General features: G+C 68.4%; 6 protein-coding genes and 3 pseudogenes. 4 read left to right on the top strand and 5 right to left on the bottom strand.

Going from position 1 to position 13,206, the window contains the following annotated elements:
- Positions 1-401: 401 nt before the first annotated feature.
- The 3 genes and pseudogenes from CLV67_RS52800 to CLV67_RS32300 all read left to right on the top strand — a co-directional run.
- A pseudogene (locus CLV67_RS52800) lies at positions 402-665 on the top strand (alpha/beta hydrolase); the annotation flags it as partial.
- Between the two features lie 141 nt (positions 666-806).
- Positions 807-911, top strand: a pseudogene (locus CLV67_RS54835) (hypothetical protein); the annotation flags it as partial.
- 101 nt (positions 912-1,012) lie between these two features.
- Positions 1,013-1,666 (top strand): hypothetical protein, encoded by a 654-nt coding sequence (locus CLV67_RS32300; protein ID WP_106325165.1) that lies wholly within the window; start codon positions 1,013-1,015, stop codon positions 1,664-1,666.
- A gap of 4 nt (positions 1,667-1,670) precedes the next feature.
- Here the strand turns inward: CLV67_RS32300 and CLV67_RS54830 are convergent.
- The 5 genes and pseudogenes from CLV67_RS54830 to CLV67_RS32275 form a co-directional block, all read right to left on the bottom strand.
- A pseudogene (locus CLV67_RS54830) lies at positions 1,671-1,793 on the bottom strand (IS630 family transposase); the annotation flags it as partial.
- Positions 1,794-1,836: 43 nt separating this feature from the next.
- The gene (locus CLV67_RS32290; protein WP_106325163.1) at positions 1,837-2,388 is read right to left on the bottom strand and encodes a hypothetical protein; all 552 of its coding nucleotides are present in this window, start codon (positions 2,386-2,388) and stop codon (positions 1,837-1,839) included.
- A 64-nt stretch (positions 2,389-2,452) separates the two neighbouring features.
- Complete coding sequence (locus tag CLV67_RS32285; protein WP_106325260.1) at positions 2,453-8,188, bottom strand: ThuA domain-containing protein; 5,736 nt, start codon at positions 8,186-8,188, stop codon at positions 2,453-2,455.
- A 578-nt stretch (positions 8,189-8,766) separates the two neighbouring features.
- Positions 8,767-9,159 carry a hypothetical protein gene (locus tag CLV67_RS32280; protein ID WP_106325161.1) on the bottom strand — a complete coding sequence of 131 codons (393 nt, stop codon included), beginning with the start codon at positions 9,157-9,159 and terminating at the stop codon, positions 8,767-8,769.
- Between the two features lie 1,358 nt (positions 9,160-10,517).
- Positions 10,518-11,756, bottom strand: a complete 1,239-nt coding sequence (locus CLV67_RS32275) for a trypsin-like serine peptidase (RefSeq protein WP_106325159.1) — start codon at positions 11,754-11,756, stop codon at positions 10,518-10,520.
- Positions 11,757-12,295: 539 nt separating this feature from the next.
- Here CLV67_RS32275 and CLV67_RS32270 point away from each other — a divergent pair.
- On the top strand, positions 12,296-13,135 hold the full coding sequence (locus CLV67_RS32270) for a DUF4253 domain-containing protein (RefSeq protein WP_146169368.1): 840 nt from the start codon (positions 12,296-12,298) through the stop codon (positions 13,133-13,135).
- The last annotated feature ends 71 nt before the right edge of the window (positions 13,136-13,206 follow it).

The following is a 13,206-nucleotide window of genomic DNA, read 5'->3' as shown; positions in this document are numbered from 1 at the left end:
GTGTACAACGGTCCAGGTCCCGCTGGACTACCGCGAGCCGGACAGCGAGAAGATCGACATCGCGGTGTCCCGGGTGGCGAGCAAGAATCCTTCGCAACGCCGGGGCGTGCTTCTGACCAACCCGGGCGGTCCGGGTGGCGCCGGGCTGAGCTATCCGGGCCTGCTCGTCAACGCCGCGGTCCCGGAGCCGTTGCCGCAGACCCTCCAGGACCGTTACGACGTGATCGGCTTCGACCCTCGCGGTGTAGGCCACAGCGCGCCGGTGACCTGCGACGTGACTCCGGAGCAGATCGCCCGGCGCAACTTCCCGTACCCGGAGACCGCGGCCGACGTGCTGAAGGACGCCCGGATCGCGAAGTCGATCGCACGGCAGTGCGCCACGTCGGAGACGGCCGGTCGAACGGCCGGTGCGCATCGACGATCGCGGACCGGCGAACGTGCTCATGGTGCAGAACCTGCGAGACCCCGGTACCCCGCTGGTCGGCGCCCGCGAACTCCGGAAGGCGTTCGGTCACCGGGCGCGCATGGTGACGGCCGACCAGGGTGGCCACGGCGCCTATCTGCTGCTCGCCCGGAACAGGTGCGCGAACGACACGGTGACCGCTTTCCTGGCCACGGGGGAACGCCCGCAGCGCGACATCGCCTGCCCGGCCGAGCCTCGCTGACCGCGCTGCCAGGACACGAGCGGTACTCGGCGGGAGTCGCCGGCACCTTGACTGTGTCCCGTGGACACGGTGTCGCATCGATGCCGGATTCCGGCGGGCGAAGCAGGAGGTTGGACATGTACCTGAAAGGAGAGCGGCCACGGCGTCTGCCTCACCCATACCAACGCCTGCGCTCTGCACCTCGCCACGGACTGGCTGGTCGAAGGCAGGATGCCGGCCCGGGACATCTCCTGCCGGGCAGGCTGAACCACCTGACCCGCATGGTGCCTCCCGGTCGTCAGCGTCGACGATCGGGAGCACACGGCAGACCTTGACCATGTTCCGAGGACACACCCTGTAATGGCCGGATGTTCGACGTATGGCGCAGGCGCCGAGCCATCCAGCGCATCAAGCCCGGTGACGGGCGCGCGCTGAAGCGATTCCGCTGGTGGCAAACACTGTCGCGATCCCTGTTCTACCTTCCCGCGGACAGCGGCGCGGGCCGGCCGGTGGTCTATGCCGTCGACGTCAACCAGCTGAAGGGCAACGAGAACGGCGACACCGAAGCGCACCTGTACCGCGACGGCCGACGCTTCGAGCGAGCGCGGCTCCCCGCCGTCTTCCCGATCGAGGGCGGCGCGATCGAGGTGATGATGTCGGCGTTCGGCCTGCGGCGGTGCCACTTCGTCGCCGACGACGGGACCGAGCAGCAACTCCGGCCGGACCCCCGCTCGGCCGAGGGGCGCCGCGCCCGGCTCGACCGCGAACGTCCCGGGCTCAGCCGCGGGATCGGCCTGATCTCCCTCGTCCTGATCGTCGTTCCGCTGATCCTCGGCCTCCCGCAGACCGTCGAGTCGATCTCCCGGTTCCCGCCGCTGGCCGAGCGGTTCGGTGTCTTCGACTCGCCGTTCGACGCGTCGGCGTGGGTGAACATCGCGCTCGCGATCAGCGCGACGGTGGGTAGCACCGAGCGTGCCCTGCGCCTCAAATACAACCGGTGGCTGGACACGGTGGCGGACTGACGAAGGCGAGGTGGCCGGCGAGTTTCCGCAGGCTCCACCGGGCGAACGGCCGCCCGAGCGTGCTCGGGCGGCCGTCGTCACTGATCAGGCGGGGACGGCCTCCCGCCCACCGAGGGTCCAAGCAGCGAAACGTGAGCACCACTACGTCGCAGGAGTGGTCATCCATGGGGTTACGGGTTGCCGGTGTTCTCCCGGGCTTCGCGCCTGCGCACCGTCAGCCACACCACCACGACGATCGCCAGGACAGCGAGGACGCCGAGCGCGACCGGCCTCCACCACGACGAGAGTGTGGTCTGCGGCGACGTGTCCCGCTTCGCCGCCGAGACCGGCGTGACCTGAGCCGGAGCCGACTGGGCCGCTCTGGCCTCCACCTCGACGGTCACCTCGCTGGTGTGCGGCGCCGGCGCACGAACTGTCACCTGCCACTTTCCGGGGGCCAGGATCGGGCCGGTGGCGTAGAAACCATGGCCCTCACCGGTCGGTTCGAGCTGCACCGGACCGACAGACCGTCCGTCCGCGCCGGTGGCGGTGAGTGCCAGCCGGACCATCGTTTCCAGCTGGTGCCCGTCGGCATGGCGGGCCTGCACGGTGACACCGACGGCGCCGTCGCCCGCGACCTCCATCTTGAGTTTTCCGTCGTGTGCCCACGCCGGGCCGGCCGCCGGCAGGAGCGCCAGCAACAGGCCGGCCAGGACGGCGGCCGCTCCACGAGTACGACGCATCAAACTGTTCCTTCCTGCACCGGGAGGCCCCGTCCCGCCTGGTGACGGGACGGGGCCGCTGTCGTCAGAGCCCGCGGCCCGGGGAGATCCGGGTGGGGTCCTCGGCGAGCCGGCCGGTGCGGGTCAGCGGCTTGCCGTCGTTCGCCCGTGCCCCGGCCCGGCTCGCGGTGCCGCCGAGACGCTCGATCATCGCGTCGGCATCGCGGAGCAGGGTGTCGCGCACGTCGGTGTCAGCGACGAGAGCAGCGTCGTTGACGAGCGTCCTGAAGGTGACCAGCTGCCGTACCGCCCGCTCGTCCTCGCCGGCCGCCTCCGAGGCCCGGATCGTATCCAGTCTGGTGGACAGCTGCCGATGTGCCTTCGTGGAGAGCCGTCCGGTCGCCTTGAACCGGTCCAGCAGGTTCTGCATGTCCCGGAACGAGGTGGTGACGAAGAACCTGACCGTCGTCGAAGTGCTGTTGTCCGCCTTGTCGGTCGCGGTCACGGTCAGCTCGTGCAGGCCGAGTGGCAGCTCGTACAGCGCTTGGAGGGAACCGCTGGTGTACGGCCGCCCGTTGAGCGTGCCGGTGGTGGTCTCGATGCCGGAGGTCGGGTCGACCGCCTGCCACGAGGTCCGGATGTCCTGGCTGTCGCCGTACAGCTGGCCGTTGGCCAACCCGGAGACCAGCAGGGTCGGCTTGGTGCCGTCGATCCGCACGACCGCCGACTTGAGCGTCTCGGCGTTACCCGCCTTGTCCCTGGCCCGGTAGAGCAGCTCGTGCTCGCCGTCCCCGATCACGTCCACCGGTGCGGTGTACGGCGCCCAGGCGGCACCGTCCAGCGACCACTCCAGCAGCCCCACTCCGGAGCCGGCGTCCACCGACTTCAGCACCACCGGAACGGTGCCGTCGTGCCAGCCGTTGTCGTTGGCCGGCGCGAACTGGGCCGAGGTGACCGGAGCCGTACCGTCGATCCTGATCGTGACCGACTTCGTCTGCTCCACGTTGCCGGCCGAGTCGGTCGAGCGGAACCGCACCTCGTGGGTGCCGTCACCACTGACCGGCACACCGGCGGTGTACGCGGTCCAGGCGGTGGCGCCGTCGAGCTGGTACTCGGTGCCCGCCACCCCGCTGCCACCGGTCTCGTCGTCCGCGGTCAGCGTGACCGTGACGTTTCCGGTGTACCAACCCTCGACCGGGGTGCCGGACACCTTGGCGCTGGTCACCGGCGCCGTCGTGTCGGCGTTCCCGGCACTGACCCGGAAGTAGTCGAACGCGACGGTCTTCGAGGCGGTCTGGGCGGCGCCGAGGCTGTACAGCCCCACCTTCGGGGTCGCCCCGACGGCGGCGTTGGTCAGCGGCTCGAACGTCGTCCATTCCGTGCCGTCGGCCGAGTACGCGGCGGTGTACGTGTTGCCGACCCGGGCCAGCCGCAGATGCCACACGGCCGAGGTCAGACTCCCGGCCTGCGGTTGTGGGTCCTGGACCGCGGCGCCGATCTCGCTGCGGAACTCGATCCGCCGGCTGACCGGCTGGCCCGCGGTGTTGTCGGCGACGAAGTCGAGCTTGAGGTAGTTGTCGTCGTCGCCGTACACCAGCAGTCCGGCCTGCTGGTACTGCTCGTTCAGCAGGCTGCCGTCGACCTTCGTCTGCAGGGTCCAGTCGCCGGCCGGCGCCGCCTGCAGGACGAAGTTCGTCGGCCCGGTGTTGTTGGCGGTGTAGATGTCACCGTTGGGCACGTCGATGCGCAGGGCCCCGCCGGTGACCCGGTAGGTCGCCGGGTCCTCCCGGACGATGGCGTTCCACCGGCACTTGTCCAGCGCGGCGCCGGTGAACTCGTCCGACGGGGTGACCGGTTCCGCCGGGGCGTCCGGCGTGAACTGGAACCAGTCGAACGTCGCGTCCACCACCGGCGCGGTGGTTCCCCCGTTGAGGGCGAAGACCCCGACGCGCGGGTTCTCGATGCCGGCCAGGGCGGCGGACCTACCGACGGGGGTGAAGGTCCGGCCGTCGGCGGAAGCCTCCGCGGTCAGGTTCGTCCCGTCACTGGTCAGCCGCAGGTAGATCGTGTCGCCGGCCGGCGCCGGGGTGCTGTCACCGCTCTCGTTGCGGGGACTCGCCGCGGTCTCCCGGATGAACTCCAGCGTGCGCGCCCCGTTGTAGAGCAGGTCGAGCTTGGCGTAGTTGTCGTCGTCGCCGTACACGATCAGCCCGGCCTGCTGGTAGTTCGCGGTGACCGGCACGGTGACCTTGGTGGTGGCCTGCCAGGCGCCGCCGGGCGCGGGCTGCAGGACGAGGTTGGTGGCGTCGTTGCGGGTGCCGTAGAGATCACCCGCGCCGGTGGGCAGCCGCAACATCCCGTCGGCGACCGAGTACAGCTGGTTCTCCCGGACCACCGTCCAGCGGTCACGATCCAGTGCGCTGCCGAGGAAGTCGTCCGAGCGCGCCCCGAAACAGGACGTGTTCGGTGCCTCGACCTTGACCGGGACATTGGCGTACGACCGGGCGCCCCGGCTGTCGGTCACGGTCAGTGTGGCGGTGAACGTGCCGGGCACCCGATACGTGTGACTGGCGTCCAGGGTGGCCGCCGTGCCGCCGTCGCCGAAGTCCCAGGCGTACGTCAGCGGGGTGTCACCCTCGGTGTCGGTGGCCGTACCGTCGAACGCGACGGTGACCGGCGCGGTGCCGGTGGCCGGTGTCGCGACCGCGCTGACCTTCGGCGGCGCGTTCTCGGTGACGCCCCGGCCCAGGAAGTCCAGCCAGTTCACGTTGAACAGCGGCGCCGTCCCGCCGGCAGGGTCCCGGGCGACGAAGAACAGGGCGTCGGCGTTGGTGCCGGTGACCGGCGCGGTGACGTCGGCCCAGGTCTGCCAGCCGCCGGTGCCCGGCACGTCGGCCGTGGCGACCAGCGGGCCGTCGACGGCATCGGCGCGCACCTCGATCCGGCCGCCGGCGGCACCCGACGCGACCCGGAAGCGGATCGACTCGATGCCGGTCAGATTGGCCGGGTTCAGCGACCACCAGTCGCCGTCCTCGATGAAGCCGATGTTCTGGCCGCCGCCGGCCGGGTCGCTGCCGGTCTCCCGGACCACGCCCGGGTCGCCACCGCCCCCGCCGCCGGGCACCCGGCCGGTGCCGGTGTAGTACTCGGCCTGCTTACGCTTGGGCTGCAAGCGCTCGATGGCCCGCCCGGTGAGCGGCCCGGCACCGCCCGAGCCACCGTCATCGGTGTAGGTGGCCTCGAACACGGCGAAGACGTTGGCCTCCGCGCCGTGCCCCGAGGCGAGGGTGGTCTGCACGGTGCCGGTGCAGCCGGTGTGCTGCTCCAGCGGGTGGGCGTGCTCGTCGTGGCCGAGCAGCACCTGCAACCGCACCCGGTCGCAGTCGATCTCGCCGTCCTCGGGGTCGGTGACCTTGATCGTGTACCGGACCTGGTCACCCCACTCGAAGAAGCCGCCGTCCGGCGGGAACTCGATGCGTACCGCCGGTGCGGTGTTGCCGACCGTGATCGGGACGTTAGCCACCGCGCTGCGGCCCTTGGGGTTGGTGACGGTCAGCTGCGCGGTGTAGTCGCCCGCCGTGGCGTAGGTGTGGGTGGGGTTGGCCTCGGTCGAGGTCGCGCCGTCACCGAACGTCCAGGCGTAGGTCAGCGCGCCACCGTCGGGATCGCGGGATCCCGCGCTGGAGAACCGTACGGTCAACGGCGCCGTCCCGGAGGTCGGGGTGGCGGCGGCCGCGGCGATCGGTGCCCGTTCACCGGCGATGTAGTCGATCCGGTAGATGCCGGAGTCGTCGTTGTTGCCGCCGAAGCCGGTGCCCCACTCGATCATGTACATCGCGCCGTCCGGGCCGAACTCGAAGTCCATCGGGCGGATGAACTTCATCCCGGTCAGCAACTGGTTGATGTCGACCAGGGACCGGCCGTCGGCGGTCACCTGCATCGTGTACATCTTCGACTGGTTCCACTCGCCCAGCAGAGCCTTGCCGTCGTAGTAGGCGGGCCACTTGCGCGTGGAGTTCAGGTCGGCGTCGTAGCGGTAGACCGGGCCGCCCATCGGCGCGCCACCACCGCCGATCTCCGGGAAGCGGGGGTTGCCGCTGTAGTCGTAGTCGACGGTGGCGCTGATGGCCGGCGGGAGCGTGGTGAGGCCGGTGTTGTTGGGCGAGTTGTTGACCGGCGCCGCGCAGTTGAACTTCGCCCCACTCGGACCCGACGGGAACTGGTAGTCGTTGTAGGCGTAGTTCGCCCCGATGCAGTACGGCCAGCCGAAGTTGCCCGGGCCGGTGACGATGTTCCACTCCACGGTCCCCTCCGGGCCGCGGTCGGGATTGGTCGCACTGGCGTCCGGCCCGTAGTCGGCGACGTAGAGGGTGTTCGTGGCCGGGTCGACGCCGATGCGGAACGGGTTGCGGAGGCCCATCGCGTAGATCTCCGGGCGGGTCTGGGCGGTGCCCGAGGGGAAGAGGTTCCCCGCCGGGATCGTGTACGACCCGTCGTCCTCCGGATGGATCCTCAGCACCTTGCCGCGCAGGTCGTTGGTGTTGCCGGAGGTGCGCTGGGCGTCGTAGTCCTGCCGGCCGGAACGCTCGTCGATCGGGGTGAACGCGTCCGACTCGAACGGGTTGGTGTTGTCACCGGTGGCCAGGTAGAGGTTGCCGGCGCTGTCGAAGGTCATGCTCCCGCCGGCGTGGCAGCAGGTGTTGCGCTGGGTGTTGACCTGCAGGACGACCTTCTCGGTCGCCGGGTCGATGGTGTCACCGGTGACGGTGAACCGGGACAGCAGGTTGCGGGCCACGCCGTCGTTGCGGGCGTAGTAGAGGTAGACCCAGCCGTTGTCGGCGAAGTCCGGGTCGAGCCGGATGCCGATCAGGCCGTCCTCGTTGCCGGTGAAGACATCCAGGTCGACCGCGGTCACCGTGGTGCCGGTGCCGGGCTTGATGATCCGTACCCGGCCGTCACGCTCGATGTAGAAAACCCGGCCGTCGTCGGCGACGTCCAGTTCCATGGGGTTGCTGGTGTTGCTGTCCAGGGTGATCTTCTCGAAGCTCTCGGTCAGTGAGGCGCCGCAGTCGGCGTCCAGCTGCCCGGCCACGGTCTGAATGCCGCCCAGCAGGTGGGCGAGGAACGCCGGATCGGAGTACGACTCGATCGTGTGGCCGCCGCCGGTGTACCAGGCCCGGCCGCCGTCGTAGTCCTGGCACCACGCGGTGGGGTGGTCGGCACCCATCGCCCCGGCGCCCGGGGTGTAGCTGGTCTCGTCGAGGCTGGCCAGCACGTGCACGTCCCCGCGGGGGTTGGCCCGGAAGTTGTACCACTCGTCGAAACGCGACCAGCGCTCCGGCAACCCGGCCGTGGACGGGTGGGCGTGGTCCTCCACCTTCACGGTCGCCTGCTGGTTGGCGGGGTGGCTGGCGAAATAGGCGCCGACCAGTTCGCCGTACCAGGGCCAGCTGTACTCGGTGTCGGAGGCGGCGTGGATGCCGGCGTACCCGCCGCCGGCTTGGATGTACCGCTCGAAGGCCGCCTGCTGGGTGGGGTCCAGGACGTCGCCGGTGGTGGAGAGCCAGATCACCGCGCGGTACTTGGCCAGGTTGGCGTCGGTGAAGGCGGCACTGTCCTCGGTGGCGTCGACGGTGAACCCGTTGTCGGCGCCGAGCTGCTTGATGGCGGCGATGCCGGCCGGGATGGCGTCGTGCCGGAAGGCGGCGGTCTTGGAGAAGACCAGGACGGAGTACGGCTCCGCAGCGGCCGCGGCCCGGACCGCCGCGGGCTGTCGGCTCGCGGGGGCGGCCTGCGCCGACGGGCTACTGAGGACGGTCATCAGCAGGGTGAACGCGAGCAGGGTAGCGGTCAGCAGGCTTCTTCGGGGGTGAACACGGCGTGGACGGGGCACGCGTTTCTCCTTGTCCTGGGTGGACAGCGGTCTGATGCCACAACCCACGCATCGACATTTGTTGATTGCCTATACAAATTAGGGGGGCCCGTCGAATGTCCAGCAAGAGTTCAGTGTGTAACGGTTCGGTAACCGCGCCGAGATGTGATTAGGCAATATGCGGCCCTTGTCCGGGAGTGCCGGATGATCGTGTCCGCCAGCTCGGTGATCCGGTGGAAGTGTCCGCAGGCGGTCCGCCGCGGCGTTTTGAGGAATCCGATTTGTCGAGCCTGTTCGGCTATGACGGACCAGCTAGCCTCTTCAGCGAGGGCGCGGCACCTGACGTCGCCGCCACAGCCGTGTGCATTGCTGGTGGGTCCAGTCGCGTCGAGGCAGTCGACCGTTTCTCTCAATTCGAGAGCCTGTGAAATGAGCTTGGCCAAGTCGGCCGGGCATATGGCCCGGAACACCCGAGCTACCCGCGGTGCGCGCCCTGCTATTCAGTGCGAAACCTCGGTGACACCGAATCACCAGTCGCGCCACTCGCCCGCGGCCTCCTCGACTCCACGTCTCTCAAGCAGCGCTTCGACGTCGATGCCGGCACCGGCAAGCACCTGCTCGATGTACTCGCTCAAGTCCTCCCGGGTCATCGTCTCGATGTGCTGCCCGAAGGCCGCGTCAACGCCGTTGAGCGCAACAACGACGCGTTCGACCGTGGGCCATACCGCATCGTCCGTCGGACGATCCAAGCTTGCGATCTCGTCCTCGTACGCCTGCAAGGCCGAATCAACCGCCGCGACGAATGCCGGTGGGAAGGAAGTCAAGGCATACGCGTCGTCCGCTGACAGCGTCCCGGCGGTGACCGCGGCCTCCTGCTCGGCCAACTCGCGCCGCCACCGATGGGTCACACGTTCGATCATGGTGGCAGCGTAGATCGGAGCCTGGAGAAGGTCGATGCGCAGCGCGAATCGCGGCCACTGGTGAGTGCGTCAGGTTCTATCGGCTCCCTCTCTGAAGCCGCTCGACCGGCGGCACCAGGCGGGGGCCGGACAAGCGATCAGCCGCGCCGGTCGGTGTCGCGGCGCAGTGATCGACCCAGTTTGAAGGCTCTGTAGGAGATGATCGGCGCGAGGACGACCAATGCCACGATGACGAAAATCAATAGCCAGCGCATGGCCTGCCTCTTCCCGCCAACCAGAGCCCCCAAACGGCGAGCAGCGCTGGACCTGCAACTCGGATCAAGCGCCACGATCGCTGGCGTTTTCGACATGCCGAACGGCTACATGTTCCTCTTCGGTGGACTGCGCTGGCGGCTGCTTCATATTCTGCGCCAAGGAGGTGCACATGACGAATGCTGGACTGATCCTACGATTGATCGAGGAGGCAGCCCAGGCATCTGACTGGCGCAGCAGCTGCGCGGACTCGGAACGCCTGCCGATCTTCAACCTCTGGGGACCAGTTATGTACCTAACCCCGGCCGGCGAGGTCGTCATAGATCACGAAGAGGACAGGCCGACTCGGCTGGCCGATCCAGCTGAGCGTGACTTCGCGCTCGTCCGAGCCGCTGAGAAGTATCCAGAACTCGCCCACTTGCAGCCGCCAAGGCCACCGGCTGCGGCTACCTGCAACCTGTGCAGCGGACGTGGCCGGATAACCGTCTCTCAAGGGAAGATCCTGCCGTGGCAGGACGGAAGGGGATTCAAGTTGTGCCTCTACTGCCCGGAGTGCAACAGCCTTGGATGGACACTGGCCATCTGACGCCAGCCGTCTAGCCGCCGCCGTATGTGAGCAGCGGCCGGACGTGATCCCCACAAGTGGCGCCGAAACTCGGCGACACAAACCCAGACCCGAACCAGTGGCGAGGGCCAGATCAGCACCGCCGACAACATCGTCTACGCCCCGCGGGGCCGTCGCTGACCACTGGCCCGAACACCCACGGAAGTAGGTCTCGTGAGGCCGGCCGAGCCATGAGTGGGTGGTGAACCGTCAGGCCGAGGACTCGTGGTCCGCCCGCCTGCCGGGTGATCAGGACCGGTAGAAAGGCCCCGACGTCGTCGTCGGCGCCGTCACGGATGTTCGGGGATTGCCTAGCGTGGGAACGAGTGCGGAGAACCCGGGCCGGGCTACCACGCCGCGGCCGGCCCGGTACCCACCCTGAACTTGCGGCACGCGGCGGCTTCCGCCCGGTGGAGGTGCGGGACGCGAGGGGTGCTCAGAGTCGTAGCGGGTGCTACGGGTACGGACCCGTAGCACCCGCTCGGCGAGAGCCTGCGAGCCGTCACCCGTTGTTGTCGATCAGACTGGCGATCTCGTTGTAGATGAGATGTGCCTTTGCGCCCTGGTTGGACGGGCAGCCGCCAAGATGATGCAGCGCGACCACGCGGTGGCTGCTGTCCAGCACCGGCGAGCCCGAATTGCCACCTGACGTGTCGCAGCTGTAGCTGATGTTCCACGTGTTGTAGTTCGCATTCCGCACGGCGCAGGTCGGGCCGTTCTGGGCGTTCTCGTAGATCGCCACTCGCTTCGCGGTGCCGTCGCCGTGTCCGGGAATGTAGATGCGCGTGCCAGTGCTGGTAGCGGCCGTCGCCAGGTACAGCGTGCCGAACCTCTGGATGGTGGCGAAGTTGTTCACCGAGTACAAGGTGTAGTCCAGCTGATTGGAGCTACCGCTGCTCACCCGATAGAGGGTGGCGCCGCTGACCTTGGTGCCCGCCCCGGGATTCGCGCCTCCACAGGTGGCGCACTGATAGTCGAACTGCATCTCGCTGCCGCTGACCGCAGCCTGCGTCGAGAAGCAATGCTTGTTCGTCAGCATCCGGTTGGTGTTGCCGACTCGCCACGTGGTGCACCGTCCACCACCGCTGATCAGCAGTCGCGCAACGGCCCCGCCGCGGGCGTACTCGGCTGGGTGACTGTTCTGGTAGCAGACTACGTCGCGGCGAGCATCGGTGCTGCAAACGGACATGAGCGAGACGTTGTGTTGGCTGATCTCCGCCTGGTCGTAGCCCCGCCAGAAACGGTCAATGGTCACGACACTCGCGTTGCGAGGGCGGCTACTGTGCAGGGTCACCACCGCGGTGTCACCCTCCACCGACATCGCCCAGAAGCCCGGCTGCCCGTCGGTGGTGAAGTCAGAGCTGGTGGCCCGGTCAAGGTCACGGTGATACCGGTAGCTCTCGCGGCCGTCAGGGCTCGACACGGTGACGAAGTCGCCGGGGGCCAGCCGTAGCGAACTGACGTGGACCTTGATGTAGGTCGCACCGGGATGCCGAATGATCTGTGTGCGGTTGCTGCCGTGGTCGGACATCAAGGCATCGAGGGTGCGAAGTTCGCCGACCGTGGTGACACCCTCCACCGAGAACTGGTCCCGTTCGGGCGCGCGGACCGAGTGCGGCGCGAGCGGTCGGGCTGAATGCACATCGGCCTGAGCGGGCGCCGCCGACAGCAGTCCCAGCCCAAGCGTGCAGACTCCGACCACGGCAATCGCCGTTCGAAGCGAGCGCAAAGCATGTGCCATGGCTGTTCCTCCCCAGCAGTAGCACCGGTCGGTGTTTCCGCCTGCCGGAGGCCGACCAAGTTAGCGTCACGCTACGAGCGGTACATAGATATTGGTAGATATCTTTCAGCTCATACGACGCTGCGGGGTGAGGCTGTACCATGCAAAGTAGACACTCGCGCCGAGACCGAACAGGCAGCCGAGCCAACCCGCCGGCCTAGAAATTTGGTAGTGGCGAGAGCGCACTCGTCTCGGCATGGCAATGCGTCTGCACCTGTGAGTCTCGGGCTACAGCAATGGCGGTAGGTCACGAGATCGGGTCGTTCTCGTTGTGGCGACGGCGCTAAGGTGCGCCTCCCGCAGCTTGATGATCATTGCGGGCGCTTCTGGGACTCCGGCTCTGGGGTATGGCTGCTTCAGACGACGTGAGAGGCGCCATACCCCAGAGCCGCGGGGCTGGCAGACCACCGAACAGAGGTCCCGGCTGTAACGGCCGGACAGCATTCGATACAGATGCGCAGGCCGCCGCTATCGATTGGCCAGGCACTACCGTTCTCGGCATGGCGTTTTCCGTGAGTGATGTAGGAGATGTCGCGGCTGCGCTGCGTGGGACTGTCCTGCAGGGCCACCCCGTGCGGGAAGGGCTCGGCGGCACGCTGCTGGTGGACGACGTCGACCCGGCTCAACTGCTCCAGGCCTGGCGGGCCGCCTACTCGGTCATGCCGGTCACCGGCCGATGGCCGGTCTTCACGGTGCCGGGAGGGCTCCACCACGAGCCGGAGCCCGAGGAGCTCGCAGAGCTGGAGCTGGCCGCCCAGACGCTGGACCCTTGGTCGGTGTACCGGCGACACCGCGGGGATGAACCGCAGGACCCGTCGGAGATCGAGTACTACGTCGAGGCGTTCCTGGGGTCCGCCGAGGTACCTCGAGCGCTCGAACAGCTTGCCGGGCCGGTCACGGAGAAAGACGTGCAGCGGTGGACCTATGACACCTTGCTGGCTGATCCACCGCTGGCAGATCGCGCCTTCTCCGGATCCGAGTACCTCGTCGGCACCAGCAGGTGGCAGACCTGGCCGGAGGTACAGCTGGTCCTTCTGCCCACGGCATCGCCGTGGCTGGCGCCCGCATGGCTGAGCTACCACGGGGCGACCCGCCCGGGCGGCCCTCCGGCGTGGGCCGCCGCCATGCTCCGATGGCATCAGCGATGGGGCGCGGCTCTGGTCGCCAGCTGGGGGACTGTGCTGCAGTTCGTCACGGAACGCCGACCGCAGCCCGGCCAGGAGGCCTGGGAGCTCGCCGGGCAGTTGCTGGCACTCGGCGGCAATCTGGAGTGTGAACAGTGGCAACTCGCCATCGCACTCACCCGCAGCGACGAATGGTTCCTGCACGACCGCCCCTGAAGGTTCCCCGGGACCGGTTGAACCGGCTTTCAGTGGACGGTCCTGCACCACAGCACGACCGCGGTATGAGG

Source organism: Actinoplanes italicus, assembly GCF_003001815.1.
Taxonomy (GTDB): domain Bacteria; phylum Actinomycetota; class Actinomycetes; order Mycobacteriales; family Micromonosporaceae; genus Actinoplanes; species Actinoplanes italicus.
Note: the sequence above shows the minus strand (reverse complement) of the source record. Positions and strands in the feature narration are given on the sequence as shown.